Source organism: Herminiimonas sp., from assembly GCF_030645555.1.
Lineage (GTDB): Bacteria > Pseudomonadota > Gammaproteobacteria > Burkholderiales > Burkholderiaceae_D > Oxalicibacterium.
The window spans coordinates 1-17786 of sequence record NZ_JAUSME010000250.1; the positions used below are offsets into that span (position 1 = coordinate 1).

The following is a 17786-nucleotide window of genomic DNA, read 5'->3' on the forward strand; positions in this document are numbered from 1 at the left end:
AATACCGTATTCCTGCACGTGGCCTGATCGGCTTCCAGGGCGAATTCATGACGCTGACACGCGGCACCGGCTTGATGAGCCATGTGTTCGACGAATACGCACCAGTGGACAACACCAAGGGCGAGCTCGGCGGTCGTCGTAACGGCGTGCTGATTTCGCAGGACGACGGCGCAGCTGTTGCCTACGCCATCTGGAAACTGCAGGATCGCGGCCGCATGTTTGTCAGCCACAACGATCCAGTCTACGAAGGCATGATCATCGGCATACACTCGCGTGACAACGATCTGGTCGTCAACCCTATCAAGGGCAAGCAATTGACCAACGTCCGTTCGTCGGGTACCGATGAAGCGGTGCGCCTGGTACCACCTATCGAGATGTCGCTCGAATACGCAGTCGAATTCATCGATGACGACGAACTGGTGGAAGTAACGCCTAAGAGCATCCGTTTGCGCAAACGCTATTTGAAAGAACACGAGCGTAAAAAAGCCGGTCGCGATTCGTAATTGACTAGTGACGGTTCAATATAAAATTGAATCGTCCTGCGTCAAAAAGCTCGCTGATTTTTGAGACCGCAAAGGTCTTCAGAATCAGCGGGCTTTTTTTATTCTGTCGTCTTGATTGCGAGGCTATTTCAGCGACTTCAGGATGTCTGCAATGCTGCCGAACATCTGATCTATCTGCGCCTTGTTGATGATCAGCGGTGGCGACAGCGCAACGATGTCGCCGGTAGTGCGCGTCAGTACGCCTTTATCCCAGTATGCCTTGCTGAACAAATCGTAGGCGCGTGCGCCCGGCTTGCCGGCGATGCCATCGAGTTCTATCCCGCACACCAGGCCCAGATTGCGTATGTCCTTGACGAAGGGCAAGCCCTTCAGGCTGTGCGCCGCGTCTTCAAAATACGGTGCCATGTCGGCGGCGCGCTGGAAGATATCCTCTTCTTTGTAGACGGCCAGCGTTGCCACAGCGGCCGCTGCGGCCAGCGGATGGCCGGAGTAGGTGTAGCCGTGGAAAAATTCTATCGCGTCGGCTGGCGCTGCCTGCATGAATGCATCGTGTATGTCTTGCCGTACGATCACCGCACCCATGGGCACGGCGGCATTGGTCAAGCCCTTGGCGCACACGATCATGTCGGGGATGACGCCAAAGAAGTCGGCGGCGAACGGCGTGCCCAGACGGCCGAAGCCGGTAATGACTTCATCGAAAATCAGCAGGATGCCGTATTTGTCGCAGATCGCGCGTATCTTTTGCAGATAGCCCTGGGGCGGCAGGATGACGCCGGTTGAACCTTGCAAGGGTTCGACGATGACGGCTGCGACCGTGGCTGGATCATGCAGGGCCAGCAGGCGTTGCTCAAGTTCATCGGCCATCTCTGCGCCATGTTCCGGCAAGCCGCGCGTATAGGCATTTTTCTCGATATCGAGTGGATGGCGCATATGGTCGGCTGCAGCCAGGCTGGGGCCGAATTGCTTGCGATTGCCGGCGATGCCGCCGACTGCAATGCCGCCGAAACCGACGCCATGATAGGCGCGCTCGCGGCCTATCAGGCGGCTGCGTCCGGCATCGCCACGTACCCGGTGGTAGGCGAGCGCGATCTTGAGCGCAGTGTCCACGCCTTCGGAGCCGTCGTTGCAGAAAAATACCCGGTTCAATCCGTCCGGAGCCATACCGACCAGTGCATTGGCGGCTTCAAACGCTAGCGGATGCCCCATCTGGAACATCGGCGCAAAGTCCATCGCGGCTGCCTGCTTTTGCACCGCTGCGACGATTTTCGGATGGCAATGGCCGGCGTTGACACACCATAAACCTGCGGTTCCATCCAGCACCTGGCGTCCGTCATCGGTGGTGTAGTACATGCCGGATGCAGCGACCATCATGCGCGGCCTGGCCTTGAACTGGCGGTTGGCAGTGAAAGGCATCCACAGCTGGGTAGTGTCTAGAGGCTGGTTCATCGCTTGCAGTGCTTTCGGGAGAAGAGATGCAGCAATGGTAGTACGTTCGCCGCCCGGATGAAAGCTGGCGCGAAATCTCCGTTCAAGGATGGGATTGCAGCCCAGTGCCGCACACTATTTTTTCGCCACGCGCTTGAGCAGGCGCATCAAGCTGCCCAGCACCGGCAGCTTTTCATACAGTTCTTCCGCCGCATCCCAGTAATCGCGATGCGAGTCGATGCGACCATCTGCGTTGAAGCGCAAATGGGTGGCGCCGCGTATGCATTGCTCAGCGCTGGCATAAGGCCGCATGTGGAACAGGAAATCCCAGGTCATGAATGCATCGTTACCCTGCAAGACCGTGGTCGTCACGACAAAGTGCGGATTTTCCACCTGGCTGAACATGTGTACGAAGATAGGCGTGATCGCCGGCAGTCCGCGCACTTCGCTGAAGGGATCCTTGAAATAGGCATCGGCGGCATAGATCTGTGGCAGCTGTGCCTGCGCGGATTCGACCGTCAGCGTTTCAAAAAAATTCACCACTGCCTGCAGGCTGGCTTGATGATCTGGCTGGGCATGCGTTGCGTTGTTCATAATCCGGTTCCCTTGTGTATCAGCCAGAAATAAAGCCGGTAAGGCAGCAGGCGCAGGATGCGCAGGCAGTTCGTGAAGCGTCGCGGGAAGTGTATATGGAACTGGCCGCGCTCCAGTCCATGCAGCAATTCCTGCGCTGCTTCGGTAGCCGATATCAGGGCCGGCATAGGGAAGTCGTTGCCTGCGGTCAGCGGCGTTTCGACAAATCCCGGATTGATCAGGTAGACGCCTATGCCGCGCGGGCGCAAATCTATATACAGCGATTCGCACAGATTGATCAATGCCGCCTTGGTCGGGCCATAGACCAGCGCTTTCGGCAAGCCGCTGTAACCAGCGACCGATGCGACTATTCCTATGCCGCCGCTGCCTTGCGCCAGCAGTGTCGGCAGCACCAGGTCGAGACAGTTGTAGGCGCCGCGTATGTTCAAGTCTATCAGGCGATTGGCAGCCGCCAGATCGAAGGAATCGGCGCGCATTTCATTGTAGCCACCGGCGATGATCAGCACCAGATCGATGCCTTGCCACTGCTGCATGAGCAAGGCATGCGCGGCACTCACGCTCGCATGATCGACGATGTCGAGGGCCGCGATCAGTGCATTTGGATGGTTGTCTGCAACCGCTGTTAGCAATTCAGGGCGACGGGCAGAAAGCGCCACGCGCGCACCTTGTGCCAGCAGCTTTTGGGCGCTTGCAGCACCTATGCCGGTCGAGGCACCGATCACCCATACGCGTTTGTCATGCCAGTTTGAAATCTGCGGATTCATCTAAGCCTTTCGGTTTGCAACAAGGGCAGGCGCATTGCGGCGACGCGATCAAGGGCGCTTGGTAAAGGATAGCGTCACGTCGCCCAGATGGAAGCCGAACTTGCTCATCGCTGCACGGTTCAGCATTACGCGATCATCCATCAGATACATCCAGTCGTTGAACTTGACGTCATATACCTTGCCGTCTACCGGCAGCGCCAGCATGTATTGCCAATGCAGGACATTGCCTGCGGTAATGCCGATGGCTACACCGACGACATCGGGCGCGGTTCCTATGTAACGGTCGGGTGCCACCTTGCGCAGCGTCCACACGCGTTTTTGCTTGCTGCCGTCGGAGTACGTGAAGTCTTCATCCAGCGTGCCTACATCGCCAACCCAGGTGCAACGCATCACCACGGTAAAACGCTTGACGACCTTGCCGGATCTGTCCTGGAACATGCCCCACGCATCCAGCGTGCCGTTGAAATACTGCTGCAGATCGAGCTGCGGTTTTTCATTTGCATAGTGTGAGGGTTCGACCGGGCTGGCACAGGCGCTCAGCAATGCCGCAGCGCACACTGCAAAAAGATATTTCAAATGATTCATCATCGACTCCGGCTGGTTGGTGTGGCGTTGAAGGGATAGTTCATAGATCACGTAATGGGGCGCGTGCCAGTATGCTGGCCGCTGCCAGTTTCAGCGCGCAGGGCAGCAAGGCATACGCGACTGACAGCGCATGGGTGCCCGCGCTGTCGGCAGTGCCGGGGACGTAACCGAGCTGCTCGAGCAAGGGGAGCGAGATGCCGGCCGCCAGCGCCAGATTCATCTTGGTGGCCCAACTCCAGGCGCCGAAATACGCGCCTTCGCGCTGGCCGCTGTGTCCGGCGCGTCCTATGACTGCCGCCAGCAATGCCGGTGGCAAGGCCAGGTCGGCGCCCAGCGTCAAGCCGGACAGCACGCAGATCAGCGCAAACGGCAGTGCAGCGCCAGCCGACAAGCCGTAGGCCCAGATGAAGGCGGCGGCCGACAGCAACATGGCGTACAGCCAGATGCGGGCTTCGCCATGACGCCTGGCCAATGCAACCCACAAGGGCATGGAGCAGGCGGCGGCAATGAAATACAAGACCAGGAACAGGCCGGCATATTGCGCCAGTTGCAATTGGTCCTTGGCGAAAAACAGGAATAGCGTGGCGGGTATGGCGGCGGCGATGCCGTTGACTATCAATACTGCAAACAGCCAGCGAAAGCGGCGGTTGCGCAAGGGTTCCAGCATTGCAGACCAGCCCGCATGCTGGACCAGTGCGGCGGCCGGTTGCGGCGCTGCCTTGAGCAGGATGGCGGCACAGATAAACAGCGTGATGATGAAGATCACGATCAAGCCATCGAAGCCCAGCCAGCCTGTCAGTAACGCGGCCAGCACCACGCCCAGCAAACCGCAGGCTTCACGCGTGGCGGTCAGGCGCGAGCGTTCCGCCAGTTTTTGCGTCAGTGCGGCGCCCCAGCTCTGATGTGCGATCGTCGCCAGGCTGAAGCCGAGATAGACCAGCAGCAGCGTGCACAGGAACCACAGCAGGGCGGCATCCTGCAGCAGCGCAGGCGGATGGAACAGCGCCAGAAAACCCAGCGCCAGCAAGGGCAGGGAAATCAGGATGAAGCGCCCATAGCCGCGATGATTCCTGCTGCGGTCTATCCACAAGCCTATCAACGGGTCGATGAATGCATCGGATACGCGCGCTGCCAGCAAGGCCCCGCCTATCAGCGTCAGCGACAAGCCGAAGCGTTCTGCATAGAATTGCGGGACGTAGACATAGATAGGCAAGGCAACCAGGGCCAGCGGCAGCCCGAACAAACCATAGGCAAAAAATGAAACAGAAGTGAGCCTGGCCATCAGCGCGGCGCCGCATCGGCCAGCAAGGCGTTGCGCAATTGCGCGGCAGTGGTTTTGGGATCCAGCCAGATCGCAAAGAAGGCATGACTGAACTCGGCATCCATGATCTCGCCCAGGAATTTCCCGTTCAGATAAAAGCGTGCGCCTGCATTGGGCAGGTACACGCCGGATAGATGCGTGCCTTCATTGACGTCCGGGAAGATGTTTTCCATCGCGGCTTGCCAGCTGGCGCGCTGTTGTGCAGAGCCCAGGCCCAGCTTGCGCATTTCATCTTCGCTGGCAGCGGCAATTTTCTTGCCTTGCAAGTTGCGTGCATAACGCAAATCCAGCACCAGTTTGGCTGCCGCCGGCGCCTGAGCGCGATAGCCTTTATCGCCTACCCAGAGCGCGGCATCATAAATCTTCAGGCCGAACCAGCGAAAGCTTCCCTGACCTGCGAGGCGCGCCTGCCGCACTTCGTTTTCTATATGCCGGGGCGCTGCAGGTTCGGCCGCCAGCGCAGTCGTCCACGTCAGCGCACAGAAGACCGATGCGAGCACGTACTTTGCGGCCCGTACTGCCGGGTTGTGCCGGCTCATGTTTTTTCCAGCGTGAATTGCACGACATCTATGCTTTTTGCGCGGAATCCCGCTTCGCAATACGCGAGATAGAATTCCCAGGTACGCAAAAATCTATCGTCGAAACCCTGCGCGCGCACCTGCGGCAACTGCTCGGTGTAGGCGCTGCGCCATTCTTCCAGCGTGCGCGCATAGTCGAGCCCGAACTTGAATTCATTGACGACCCGCAGCCCGTGCTGTTCAGCCTGCTGGCGAAAGACTTGCGGCGATGGCAGCATCCCGCCGGGGAAAATATATTGCTGGATGAAGTCGGTCCCCTTGCGGTAACGCTCGAACAGTTCATCGGCAATCACGATGGTCTGGATGCAGGCGCGGCCACTCCGTTTCAGGTTGCGCGCAATACACTCGAAATAGCTGGGCCAGTACGCTTCGCCTACGGCTTCAAACATTTCTATCGACGCGATCGCATCAAACTGTCCGTTCGCATCGCGGAAATCCTGCAGCAGCAATTCCACCTGATCGGCCAGGCCGGCGTTGGATAGACGCTGATGCGCAAAATGCAGCTGTTCGGTCGACAGCGTCAAGCCGGTCACATGCGCGCCTGCCGTACTGCCGGCCAGTTCGGCAAAGCCGCCCCAGCCGCAGCCGATTTCCAGCACGCGTGCATCCGGCGGCAGCGCCAGCTCGTTCAGGATGCGGTGGTATTTGGCCTGCTGACCCTGCTGCAGATTATCCGCATGGCCATTGGCAAACAGCGCGCTCGAATAGGTCATCGACGGGTCCAGCCACAACTGGTAAAAGTCATTGCCTATGTCGTAATGCGCATGGATGTTCTTGCGGCTGCCGGCGCGCGAATTGCGGTTGAAGACATGCCTGATCCGGTACAGCAGGCTGCCCCACCAGGTGCCGTACACGATGGCTTCCACCGCCGCGCGATTGCGCACGAGCAGTTCTATCAGCGCGGGCAGATTGTCAGTCGTCCAGTGGCCATCGATAAACGTTTCGGCAAAGCCTATGTCGCCGGACTTCAAGGCAGCGTTGCAGATGTCCCAGTTTTTCAGTGTCAGCGTGACTGGATGCGTATGGTCGCCAAACTGCTCGACCTGGCCGTTGGGGAATTCCATGCGCAAGGCGCCATGCTCGATTTTGCGCAGCAGTTGCAGGATGAATTTAACCTGCGCAGGCAAATCTTCGGAGTTGCTTGCGCTGGCACCTGCATCGATGGTGATCGCCTGCTGTTTCATGGATTTGGTATTCATCGGCTCAGCTCTTCGGATGGTGGAAGCGGTTTTCTGAAAAATGGCACGCGCTTGAGCCACAGGCGCAGCGCTTGCCAGTGTATTTTTGCGACGACGCCCAGGGTCATCAGCGGATACAGGCAGAATGCCCTGGCTACGAGTGCATCCGATAATGGATAGGCGGAGCCGGCGATGCTGGTCAATATCAGGGGGCCGGAGGCATCATCGTGATCTATGCGGGCGACGTTGCGTTCGAACACCTTGCCGTCGATTTCCTGCTCTACATGCATGAAGCGGAAGCGATAGATGCCATCCACCGCACAGAATGGCGAGACATGGAAGATCTTGCGCGCCGTCAGTTCCATCCCATACGGCATGGTGTTGCCGGCATCTAGCAGGTACAGATGACGCTCACCGAAGGTATTGCGCACTTCGGCCAGTACGGCGCGCAGTTGCCCATCCTTGCGATGGCAAAACCAGAATGAAACCGGATTGAATACATAACCCAGCACGCGCGGAAATGCCTGCAGCCAGATTTCGCCATCGGCGTCATCTATGCCTTCGCTTTTCAGCAGTGCATCCAGCCATTCCAGCAAAGGCTGTTTGCCATCGCCGTGATCGCTGTCCCAGAAAGACAGCACATTAAAGCGGTTGCGCGAGAAGAATCTGGCTGGCTGCGCAGCATCCTGTGCCATTGCACGCAGAGGCAGGCGCATGAAATACACGCCATAGTTGAATGCATGGCGCGCCGGGCGCAGGCGCGTGTGCATGACCTTGCCAAAACAGAGTTGTGCGACAGGCGCAATGGCTTTCACGGCATTCTCCATGCAGGTTCAGGCGGCCGAGCGCGTCAGCGCAGCATCGTCTGTCATGCTGGCTATGGCTTGCGCCACAGCCAGGCCGGACTTCAATCCATCTTCATGGAAGCCATAGCCCGTCCACGCACCGGCAAACCAGGTATTTTGCTCGCCCTGCAGCGTTGCCAATTGCCCTTGCGCCGCAATTGCCGCGGCATCGAAAACCGGATGCGCGTAATCGTAGCTGGCGAGCACGCTATCCGGGTGTGGGGCGTGTACAGGATTGAGCGACACGATCACCGATTGTTTGAACGGCAGCGGCTGCAATTGGTTCAGCAGGTAGTGGACGCACACCCTCGGCTCGCTGCCTGGTTCGCTTTGATAATTCCAGGCCGACCAGGTTTTTTTGTTTGCCGGCAGGCAGTCGGTATCGAGATGCAGCACGGCGTGATTCGGCTGGTATTTGATGGCAGACAGGATCGCCTGTTCATGCGTCGTTGCATCCTGCAGCAGGCGCAGGGATTGGTCGCTGTGACTGGCCATGACCACATGGTCAAACATATGGATGCCATTGCCGGCTTCAATTTTGATCTTGGTCACATTGCCCAACGTATTGCGGGTGACGGATAGGACGGGCGTGTTCAGGTATTTTTGCGGAATCTGCGCCAGCATTTTTTCTACATAATGACGGGCGCCGCCCTTGACGGTGTGCCATTGCGGCCTGTCATTAACTTGCAGCAAGCCGTGGTTGTGGCAAAAGCGGACAAACGATGACAGCGGGAAGGCCAGCATCTGTTCGGTCGGGCAAGACCAGATGCAGCCGGCCATGGGCAGCAAATACCAGTCGCGGAATTCCTCGCTGTAATTGTGTGCTGCCAGATAGGCGCCTAGCGAGTTATGTGCTGCATCATGCGCGCCGGACAAGGCGAGTTGGGTGGCATGTTTGTTGAAGCGCAGGATATCCCGCAGCATCCGGTAAAAGCGTGGGTTCAGCAGGTTGCGTCTTTGCGCAAACACGGCATCAAGATTGCCGCCGGCCCATTCCAGCGTGCGTCCCTGCAAGGGCAGCTTGACTGAAAAGGACATGTCGGTCGCCACGGTTTCAACCTCCAGCTCGGCAAACAGGCGGACTAGGTTGGGATAGGTGTGGTGGTTGAAAACCAGAAAACCGGTATCGACGCCATAAGTCACATCATCCAGCGTGACATCGACAGTATGCGTATGGCCGCCAAAATAGTCGTTGGCTTCAAACAGCGTGACATCGTAGCCGGATTGCACCAGGCGGTAGGCGCAAGACAATCCGGCAATTCCCGATCCGATAACAGCGATTTTCATGCTGGTGTTTTCCTTGTATGGGCCCACTAAAATGCCGGATGGCAGTTAATGCGGCTGGTGAAGATGTTGATTATCTTTTAACAACAGATCGATGCTGTTACAAACAAATAAGCTTTTGATATTGGATGTTGCTAAAAACGGTGCTCAAGAAATGCTTGATATATGCTGAGCGCAAACGTATTTTATGTCAATATTTTGTCTAGGACAAAGTATTGATTAAAATAAGCGATAAAATAGCTGCCTTGATGGCTAGTCGCATTCAGTTTTTTGTGAAAAATGCCGTTTTATAAATACGCAGGTACAACGCAAGTACAAGATAGGCATGTGAATTTTTATGCAGATAACGATGAGTATTGGCGCCGTTGAGCGCGATACCGGTTTGTCCAAGGATGCCTTGCGTGTATGGGAGCGCCGTTACGGCTTCCCGACCCCGATACGGGATGGTTTGGGCGAGCGCGCCTACCTGCTCGAGCAGGTGGACAAGCTGCGCGTCTTGAAGCGCCTGCTTGATCAGGGCCATCGCCCCGGGAAAATCATTCATTACGGGATACAGGAATTGCAGCAACTGGTGCAGCAATCGGCGCTAGCCATTGAACCAGCCAGCGCAGGCGGCGCCGATCTATCGATCCTGCAAGGCTATCTGGACTTGTGCAAGACGCACCAGACCGAAGCCTTGCGCCATGGACTGTCGCAGGCACTGTCACGCATGGGACTGGAGCGTTTTATCGTCGAGCTGCTGGCGCCGCTTAATCGCCTGGTGGGTGACAGCTGGGCCAATGGCAGCTTGCAGATATTTGAAGAACATTTGTATACAGAGTCGGTACAAATCGTCATGCGTGCAGCGATTTCCTCGCTGCAGCTGCCGCGGGGGAAAATGCCGGTCGGGCCGCGCATCCTGCTGACGACCTTGCCGCAAGAGCAGCATGGCCTCGGCTTGCTGATGGCGGAGGCGATCTTTACGCAGGAAGGAGCGAGTTGCATTTCGCTGGGCGTGCAAACGCCCATCATGGATATCGTCGGCGCCGCCCGGTCGCAACACGCAGACATCGTCGCGCTGTCAGTTTCCGGTGCGATGAATCCCCGGCTGGTGCTTGAAGGCTTGACGGATTTGCGGCGGAAATTACCGGGTAGTACAGAGCTATGGGTAGGGGGCGATTGCCCGGTACTTGCCCGTCGCCCACCAGAGGCTATATATGTGCTGATACATCTGGCCGATATTCCCGTCAGCCTTGGTGCCTGGCATGACAGGCATGCAGCCTGATGGCCATCAAGCACATTAAAACATCAGGCTGATCCATGTCATTACGAAGCTGGAATGCCTGGCTTGCACATTGTTATCCATGCCAACCAGAACACTATTATCGCGATGATCAGACTGTTATATGTAAGCGCAAGTCATGGCACTGCTGAAGCCTTGAAAGTAGACCTGTCGGATATTCTGGAATCTTCAAAAAAGAATAATCAAACTCTTGGGCTGACCGGCATCCTGGTCCACGGCGGCGGCATGTTCATGCAAGTCCTGGAAGGCCCGGACCACCAGGTATTCAAAAAATATACCGAGATCCTTGAGGACCAGCGACACGCTGATTGCCGTATCGTTTTGATTACAACCACAGAAGAGCGTGCATTCCCGGATTGGGCCATGGCTGTACTGGAAATTTCAAACCATGAATTTCAAGGCATCCAGGAAATACTCGCTCGCCGCCAGGAAACAGTGGATGTAAAAACCTTCAGCCTGGTGATCCGCTCTTTCATGAGCAAACTGACTGGAAAATAAAGCACTATCTTCATGCTTGCCTTTATCAACATTATAAAAAACAGACATGTTCACGATTGAAATCCTGATGCAGGCAGTGATGGAATCCAGGGATGGCATCATCATCGCCGACGCTTGCGCTCCTGATCGCCCGGTGATTTTTACCAACCCTGCATTCGAACAGTTAACCGGGTACGGCCCAAAAGATATACTGGGCCGTAACTGTCGTTTTCTGCAGGGCGCGGATCAGGCGCAAAGAAACATCAACGTCGTTGCAAATTCCCTTGAGAAGGGCGAGCACAGTGTCGTAACCTTGCGAAATTACCGCAAGGATGGTTCACTGTTCTGGAACGAGTTGAGCATATCTCCTGTGTTTGATCAATCCAGTGTCCTGACGCATTTCATCGGCATCCAGAAGGATGTTACTGCACGCGTAGTCCTTGAGCAGCGCTTGCGCAAGGAGCGCAGCTTGCTGGAGCGCGACAAGGAAAATCTGGAGCAATTGGTCGTGCATGACACATTGACCGGGATATACAGCCGTAAATATTTCGAGGATCAGTTGCGCACAAGATGGGCTCAGTTGATCGACACGCAGGAAAGCCTGGTCGTGATGTTTATCGATGTCGATTACTTCAAGCGCTTCAATGATACTTACGGCCATATTGCCGGCGACAATGCGCTCAGAAAGATAGCCTTGATACTGGATGATTCATTGCGCCGGGTCAGTGAATTTGTCGCCCGCTTTGGCGGTGAAGAATTCATCGTACTGGCAACTGAAATGACCGAAGAACAGGCGACCGCACATGCTGACGCTTTATGCCAGAATGTACGGAATCTGGATATTCCTCATGCAAGTTCGCCGCACCAGTTCCTGACCATCAGTTGCGGAGTGGTGCATATCAAGCCGAGTTCGCTCGATCAGCCCGAACTGCTGTTAAAGCAGGCTGACAGCGCACTGTATCAAGCCAAGGAAAAAGGGCGTAACCAGGTCGCCAGATATGAGCCTTAAGGCCGCAAAGCACAAGTGTGAAAACGGATGGGCGCCAGCTGCATCCCTACTAAAAGGAAATCCTCAAATGATCCCCATCAATCCATCTCAGCAAGCGTCATCGTCGACCGCTCCCGGTTGCGGCCAATGCAAGAAAGAGCACGATCTGGGTTTCGATTTTCTGTTTGCTTACCAGCCTATCGTGGACGTGCGCACGCGCTCGATCTATGCACATGAAGCATTGGTGCGGGGGCCGAATGGCGAGTCTGCCTATTCCATACTCTCGCAAGTCACGGATGCGAATCGCTATTCTTTCGATCAGGCATGCCGGGTCGAGGCGATCCGGGGTGCGGCGGCGCTGGGAATGAAGGAATTATTGTCGATCAATTTTTTGCCGAATGCCGTGTATCGGCCGGAAGCCTGCATACGCAGCACCTTTGAAGCGGCGCGTCTGTATGATTTCCCTATCGAGCAAATCATTTTCGAAGTGACCGAAGGCGAACAGGTGACGGACCGGCCGCACCTGGTCAACATCTTCCGCGAATACAGACGTTTCGGCTTTCGTACCGCGATTGATGATTTCGGCGCCGGTTATGCAGGCCTCGGTCTGTTGGCCGAATACCAGCCGGACATCATCAAGATAGACATGGACCTGGTGCGTGGCATTGATGCCAGCAAGCCGAAACAGGCGATCGTCAATGGCATCGTGTCCATCTGCGCAGCGCTGAATGTGCGCGTGCTTGCAGAGGGAATAGAAACGCCGGCCGAACGCGACTTCCTGTACAGTGCGGGGATAGACTTGATGCAGGGTTATCTGTTTTGCAAGCCGGCGTTTCAAGCCATCGGCATCATAGAGCCATCGTCGTGGGCCTGAGTATGCAAGCCTAACAAACGCGCCTGATCCATCACAGCCTATAATTGCGCACCATTCCATCTCCGCAGAAACCCAGAAATTCGCGCCATATCCAAATGAAACCCGTAATTGACAAGAAAAGGCGCGTGAGTGTTGCGCCGATGATGGATTGGACCGACCGGCACTGCCGCATGTTTCATCGGCACATTACACGCCATACCTGGTTTTATACCGAGATGGTGACGACCGGCGCCTTGCTGCACGGCGATGTGCCTCGCCATCTTGATTTCAATGATGAAGAGCATCCGGTGGCATTGCAGCTGGGCGGCAGCGAGCCGGCCGACCTGGCCAAAAGTGCGAAGCTGGGCGAGCAGTGGGGCTACGATGAAATTAATCTCAATTGCGGTTGTCCATCCGAGCGGGTGCAAAAGGGCGCCTTCGGTGCCTGCCTGATGGGAGAGGCAGCGCTGGTTGCCGATTGCGTCAAGGCGATGCGTGATGCAGTGCAGATAGACGTGACGGTCAAGCACCGTATAGGCATAGATGACATTAGCTCCTACGATTTCGTGCGCGATTTTGTCGGCACCGTTGCTGACGCTGGCTGCCATACCTTCATCGTGCATGCGCGTAACGCTATCCTGAAGGGCTTGAGCCCGAAAGAGAATCGTGAAATTCCACCCTTGCGTTACGAGTTTGCCTATCAACTCAAGCAGGATTTTCCAGATCTGGAAATCATTATCAATGGCGGCATCAAAACGGTGGCTGAAATCGATACGCATCTTGCGCATGTGGATGGCGTGATGATAGGTCGCGAGGCTTATCACAACCCCTACCTGATGAGTACCTTCGACGCGCGCTACTACGGCGATGCGGCCACGCCAAAAACGCGGGCGGAAGTAGCGTATGCAATGATTCCGTATATACGTGCGCAGCTGGAACAGCATGGCAAAAGCGAGAAGGGTGGCGGTTTGAAGTTGAACAGCATCACGCGCCACATGCTGGGCTTGATGGCGGGCTTGCCCAATGCACGCGCTTTCAGGCAGATATTGTCTGACTCAAAAAAACTGGCGCTGGGCGATCCAGACTTGTTGTTGCAAGCGCTGGCGCGCATGCAGCCGCTGGCAGCGTGACGGGCAACAGACAGCTTTTACAACTCTACAAAGAAAAACAGCGTGTATCGAATCGATACACGCTGTTTTTACATGCGCTGTATGACTTACTTGCGCGTTGCTGCGTCTTGTACTTTTTCGCCACCGCGTTCGACATCCTGGCCAAAACCCTTGAAGGTGTTGCAAGCCGTCAAGCCGATGCTGATACCGAGTATGCACATAATGGAAATGATTTTTTTCATGATATTTTTCCCTTTCAGTTTGTATGGATAAATGCGGGAACACCGCCATTATTTTTCAGCGCAGAATTTCTGAAAATGTTCCAGTCACTTTTGGCTCACGCACTTAAGCAACGTGAGCCAATTGGACCTTGAATGGCCGGAAAGTTCATTAAATAAATGTTTCCAGATGTTGCACAGCAATTGAGTCGTCGCAAACGATGAAATTATTTGCGCCCGATGATAATACCGAGCAGCGCGCCTATCCCTATTGCCAGCGCAACTGATTGCACCGGTTTTTCTTTCACATAATCGGTCGTCACTTCAACACCGTGGTTGAATTGCCGGCCGGCTTCAACTGCCAGGCCTTTTGCCGCATAGCGCAGGGAACTGAACTTGGTGAGGATGCGGTCTTGCGCATCATGCAGTTCAACTTCAGTCAACTCGGCAGCATGCGCGAGCAAGGTATCCAGATCGGTTTTCAGCGTTTGCAAATCATTGCGCAAGGTCGAGGTGGTGGCTGTTTTTTCGGTAGTGCTTGAAACGCCGGTCAGACTAGTGGTATGTGAGTTCATGGGTATTCCTTCGCAGTGGTGGAAAGTCGATTATTTAAGGAAAGGGCATCCCCTCTCGATAAAACATTTTTTAATGGTGCATGCATATGACTGCGTGAGCAGGCAAGGGCGCGCGTATGTGTTACGGCCATGGCGTCGGATTGACATTGACGTATTGCGGGCCATTTTCCGAAGGTTCTGGTATCGCGGCATTGCGTTCGCCCAAATCGAGGCCATCGTAAGCGAGCGCCTCGATTGCTTTTCTGGCCGGGTCGAAATCCGCGCGCGACAGCGGCGGGCTGTGATCAGGCCGGTTGGTAACGGCCCAGGTGACCAATTCCTCAAAGCGTTTCTTCAACTCAATATCAAATTGACGGCGTTTATCGTTGACGGACATAGGATTTCCCCTTTGTGCATATGAGCTTTGATCTTATCGAACATTGGGTCAGACCGTGTGTAAATGGAATGATTCGATCCGAAACACTTTTTTGCCAAAATATTTACAGCCGGCCCGTATAAACTGCGATCCTGCACCTCCCCTGCCACTAAAACAAGGTGAAGGTCTATGCGCAGCATCTTGATAGGCAACGAAAACAAAGGTGACATGGCCATTCATTATTCGACGCTGGCCATCCCGTGTCCAGGGTTTATTGAAAGGGGTATCCAGCGTTCAGGGATAGCCGGAAACACGGTCAGGCGCCTGTCTGCATACCGCACAACCATGACTGGCAGATCGCAGTCTGCGAGCGTTCTCTATCTATGTTCCCGGGCGGATGGAAGACTGAAGCAGCAAAGGCGAGAAAACAAGGCCGGACTTTGAAACAGATGTGTCCTGATAGACGTGAACTGGAAAAAAGTTCGTATGAGCGCGGTATTATTTCGCCGGGCAGCACGGGGCGGATCAGTTAGAAGAAGACTCTTCTGCAGAGGAGCTGCAATGATGAAGTGGGTGCGGCGGAACTGAGGGAAGAAAAGAAAATATCGCTTGAGTTTTGCCACGCCAGAAACACGAAAGGGTCTAGATTTTCATCTAGACCCTAGTGTATTCGTGGTAGGCCGTGCGGGATTCGAACCTGCGACCAACGGATTAAAAGTCCGCTGCTCTACCAGCTGAGCTAACGACCCGAAAGACAGCTATTATAGAGAACACTTATGACCTCTGTCAATCAGATATCCACTTTTTATCCAACAGTTTATTCGCCTTGCTCTGATTGCTGTTTCAACAGGCTGATGCGCTCGCCGCTGCGGGGTGATATTGCTGGCGGTGGCTAGCCGCAAGGTGAAAAAAATCGCCCGGCCAGCGGGCGATTCGGTCGTCAACATCAGAGAAATATCAGTCTGACGATTTGGTTCCTGCTGCGTCCGGTGTCGCTACCTGCACAAGCTTATTTGAAATTCGCCAGGCGCTCTTTTGCCGTCTGTGCTGCGGGTGCATTCGGATACTGGGCGACCAGCGATTCCAGTGATTTTTTCGCTGCAGCACGGTCTTTCAATTCCATCTGCGAACTGGCGATATTGAGCAAGGCATCTGCGGCTTTTGGATTGCCCGGATATTTTTTCAATAAGGCTTGTTGCGCGGCGATCGCATTGCGATAGTCACGTTGCGCATAGTAGGCGTTGCCTATCCAGTATTGCGCGGATGGTGCATACGCGGATTGTGGATAACGCTGAACGAAATCGGCAAAAGCTGAACCCGACTTCTTGTAATCGCCGGCCTTGAAGAGGGCGAGTGCATTGTCGTAGCTGCGCTGTTCCGATAGTTCGACCGTGGCATCCTTGCCGTCCACCGCGACGACTTGCGGCTCCAGCTTGCGCAGGCGATTGTCGAGGTCGACGTAAAAATCCTTTTGCCTTTGCTGTGCATTGGCAAGTTCGTTCGACAGTACTTCGATCTGGCCATTCAGACGAGCAATTTCCTGCTTCAATTGCTCGTTCTGGGTGGCTAGCTCGAGTACCGCAGACGACTCGGCCTTGCCTTGTTGCATGGCATCGACCCTGGTCCGCACATCGAGTATCGCCCGGCGCGCTTCGTCATCGCCGAACAGCGCTGCATGCGCTGACAGCGAGGCACAAGAAAATGCGGCCATCAAGGCCGCAACTAATGTTTTTTTAAACATCATCGTTTGAATTAATAAACGATATCGGCACGGCGGTTTTCTGCCCATGCTGCTTCATCGCTGCCGAGTGCTTTTGGTTTTTCCTTGCCCAGTGAAACGGCTTCCATTTGTGTCTCAGGCACGCCTAACAGGGACAGGGATTTGCGCACAGCTTCTGCACGTTTTTGACCCAGCGCCAGATTGTATTCGGAGCCGCCGCGTTCATCGGTATTGCCCTGGATGATGATCTTGCGGGTGCGATTGCTTTGCAGGTATTTTGCATGGTTAGCCACGACTTGCTGATATTCCGGCTTGACGATGTAGCTGTCGTAGTCGAAGTACACGCTGCGCTTGGCCAGCACGCCTTGTGGATCGTTCAGGGCATCGCTGGAGGTGTTGACGGTGCCTACTGAGCGGGAGTCGGCTGAGCTGCCGGTACGGTCTTCAACTGGCGCTTTGTCGTCGAGCTTGGTGGACGAGCAGGCGGACAGCAGCACGGCGCTGGATAAGATGAAAATGGATGTCAGGTTACGCATGTAATTTCCCTTCTGTGTAAAAGTTCGAATGTGAACAAAATCTGTATGAGGTGCATTATTTCATAAACGGGCCCCATGTGGGCTCGCGGATATCGCCGGCTTGCGTGCTCAGGCGCTGTTTTACCTGGCCGTCAACCGAAACGACGGCCAGCGTGCCGCGCCGGCCGGCTTCGGTTGCATACATCAGGTATTTGCCATTTGGCGAAAAACTGGGCGACTCGTCCTTGGCGGTATCGGACAGGCGCTGTTCCTGGCCGTTGCTCAAATCGAGTGTGAATAATTGAAATTTTCCTTCGCGGCGTGAAATATAAGCCAGGTATTTGCCGTCGGAAGAAATACGCGGGCTGATGTTGTAGCTGCCGGCAAACGTCACGCGCCGCGCTTCGCCACCATTGGCGCTCATTTTGTAGATTTGCGGGCCACCGCTGCGGTCGCTCGTGAAGTAAATGCTTAGTCCATCGGCAGAAAACTGCGGTTCGGTATCGATGCCGCTGGAGTTGCTCAGGCGGCGCAAGCCGGTGCCATCGCTATTGACGACATAGACCTGGGTCAAGCCATCGCGCGACAGTGCAACTGCCAGTTTTTTGCCGTCAGGC

Annotated in this window: 20 protein-coding genes, 1 tRNA gene and 1 pseudogene; 6 read left to right on the plus strand and 16 right to left on the minus strand. The window is 55.3% G+C overall.

Annotation, left to right across the window (positions count from 1 at the left end):
• Window positions 1-503 (plus strand): annotated as a pseudogene (locus Q7T06_RS09770) (translational GTPase TypA); the annotation flags it as partial.
• Between the two features lie 123 nt (window positions 504-626).
• Here the strand turns inward: Q7T06_RS09770 and Q7T06_RS09775 are convergent.
• From Q7T06_RS09775 to Q7T06_RS09815, 9 genes are all read right to left on the minus strand, one after another.
• A complete protein-coding gene (locus Q7T06_RS09775) occupies window positions 627-1949 on the minus strand; it encodes an aspartate aminotransferase family protein (RefSeq protein ID WP_304784117.1) in 1323 nt (440 codons plus the stop codon).
• Between the two features lie 114 nt (window positions 1950-2063).
• On the minus strand, window positions 2064-2522 hold the full coding sequence (locus Q7T06_RS09780) for a nuclear transport factor 2 family protein (protein ID WP_304784119.1): 459 nt from the start codon (window positions 2520-2522) through the stop codon (window positions 2064-2066).
• The gene (locus Q7T06_RS09785; RefSeq protein ID WP_304784121.1) at window positions 2519-3286 is read right to left on the minus strand and encodes an SDR family NAD(P)-dependent oxidoreductase; all 768 of its coding nucleotides are present in this window, start codon (window positions 3284-3286) and stop codon (window positions 2519-2521) included. Before Q7T06_RS09785 ends, Q7T06_RS09780 begins: the two co-directional genes overlap by 4 nt.
• 48 nt (window positions 3287-3334) lie before the next feature.
• A complete protein-coding gene (locus Q7T06_RS09790; RefSeq protein WP_304784123.1) occupies window positions 3335-3871 on the minus strand; it encodes a DUF3833 domain-containing protein in 537 nt (178 codons plus the stop codon).
• Between the two features lie 40 nt (window positions 3872-3911).
• The gene (locus Q7T06_RS09795) at window positions 3912-5153 is read right to left on the minus strand and encodes an MFS transporter (protein WP_304784125.1); all 1242 of its coding nucleotides are present in this window, start codon (window positions 5151-5153) and stop codon (window positions 3912-3914) included.
• On the minus strand, window positions 5153-5731 hold the full coding sequence (locus Q7T06_RS09800) for a chalcone isomerase family protein (RefSeq protein WP_304784127.1): 579 nt from the start codon (window positions 5729-5731) through the stop codon (window positions 5153-5155). Before Q7T06_RS09800 ends, Q7T06_RS09795 begins: the two co-directional genes overlap by 1 nt.
• On the minus strand, window positions 5728-6969 hold the full coding sequence (locus Q7T06_RS09805) for a cyclopropane-fatty-acyl-phospholipid synthase family protein (protein ID WP_304784130.1): 1242 nt from the start codon (window positions 6967-6969) through the stop codon (window positions 5728-5730). Before Q7T06_RS09805 ends, Q7T06_RS09800 begins: the two co-directional genes overlap by 4 nt.
• Complete coding sequence (locus Q7T06_RS09810; RefSeq protein ID WP_304784132.1) at window positions 6966-7763, minus strand: DUF1365 domain-containing protein; 798 nt, start codon at window positions 7761-7763, stop codon at window positions 6966-6968. Before Q7T06_RS09810 ends, Q7T06_RS09805 begins: the two co-directional genes overlap by 4 nt.
• Window positions 7764-7781: 18 nt before the next feature.
• On the minus strand, window positions 7782-9080 hold the full coding sequence (locus tag Q7T06_RS09815; RefSeq protein WP_304784134.1) for an NAD(P)/FAD-dependent oxidoreductase: 1299 nt from the start codon (window positions 9078-9080) through the stop codon (window positions 7782-7784).
• Between the two features lie 346 nt (window positions 9081-9426).
• Here Q7T06_RS09815 and Q7T06_RS09820 point away from each other — a divergent pair, with 346 nt between their 5' ends.
• From Q7T06_RS09820 to dusA, 5 genes are all read left to right on the plus strand, one after another.
• Window positions 9427-10341, plus strand: a complete 915-nt coding sequence (locus Q7T06_RS09820) for a MerR family transcriptional regulator (protein ID WP_304784137.1) — start codon at window positions 9427-9429, stop codon at window positions 10339-10341.
• Between the two features lie 54 nt (window positions 10342-10395).
• The gene (locus Q7T06_RS09825) at window positions 10396-10857 is read left to right on the plus strand and encodes a BLUF domain-containing protein (protein ID WP_304784139.1); all 462 of its coding nucleotides are present in this window, start codon (window positions 10396-10398) and stop codon (window positions 10855-10857) included.
• A gap of 46 nt (window positions 10858-10903) precedes the next feature.
• Window positions 10904-11845, plus strand: a complete 942-nt coding sequence (locus Q7T06_RS09830; protein ID WP_304784141.1) for a diguanylate cyclase domain-containing protein — start codon at window positions 10904-10906, stop codon at window positions 11843-11845.
• A gap of 67 nt (window positions 11846-11912) precedes the next feature.
• The gene (locus Q7T06_RS09835; protein ID WP_304784143.1) at window positions 11913-12698 is read left to right on the plus strand and encodes an EAL domain-containing protein; all 786 of its coding nucleotides are present in this window, start codon (window positions 11913-11915) and stop codon (window positions 12696-12698) included.
• Between the two features lie 95 nt (window positions 12699-12793).
• Window positions 12794-13807: a tRNA dihydrouridine(20/20a) synthase DusA gene (dusA, locus tag Q7T06_RS09840; protein WP_304784145.1), complete on the plus strand. Its 1014-nt coding sequence runs from the start codon at window positions 12794-12796 to the stop codon at window positions 13805-13807.
• A gap of 86 nt (window positions 13808-13893) precedes the next feature.
• Here the strand turns inward: dusA and Q7T06_RS09845 are convergent, their stop codons facing one another.
• The 7 genes from Q7T06_RS09845 to Q7T06_RS09875 all read right to left on the minus strand — a co-directional run.
• Window positions 13894-14028: an entericidin A/B family lipoprotein gene (locus Q7T06_RS09845; protein WP_304784147.1), complete on the minus strand. Its 135-nt coding sequence runs from the start codon at window positions 14026-14028 to the stop codon at window positions 13894-13896.
• Between the two features lie 203 nt (window positions 14029-14231).
• Window positions 14232-14579, minus strand: a complete 348-nt coding sequence (locus tag Q7T06_RS09850; RefSeq protein ID WP_304784149.1) for a YqjD family protein — start codon at window positions 14577-14579, stop codon at window positions 14232-14234.
• A gap of 121 nt (window positions 14580-14700) precedes the next feature.
• Window positions 14701-14955, minus strand: coding sequence for a hypothetical protein (locus Q7T06_RS09855; RefSeq protein ID WP_304784151.1), 255 nt, complete (start codon window positions 14953-14955; stop codon window positions 14701-14703).
• Between the two features lie 652 nt (window positions 14956-15607).
• Window positions 15608-15683, minus strand: a tRNA-Lys gene (locus Q7T06_RS09860).
• 260 nt (window positions 15684-15943) lie between these two features.
• Complete coding sequence (gene ybgF, locus Q7T06_RS09865) at window positions 15944-16675, minus strand: tol-pal system protein YbgF (protein ID WP_304784156.1); 732 nt, start codon at window positions 16673-16675, stop codon at window positions 15944-15946.
• An 11-nt stretch (window positions 16676-16686) separates the two neighbouring features.
• Window positions 16687-17190, minus strand: coding sequence for a peptidoglycan-associated lipoprotein Pal (pal, locus tag Q7T06_RS09870; RefSeq protein ID WP_304784153.1), 504 nt, complete (start codon window positions 17188-17190; stop codon window positions 16687-16689).
• A gap of 55 nt (window positions 17191-17245) precedes the next feature.
• Window positions 17246-17786, minus strand: a 541-nt coding sequence (locus Q7T06_RS09875; RefSeq protein WP_304784155.1) for a DPP IV N-terminal domain-containing protein, incomplete at its 5' end; no start/stop codon positions are given.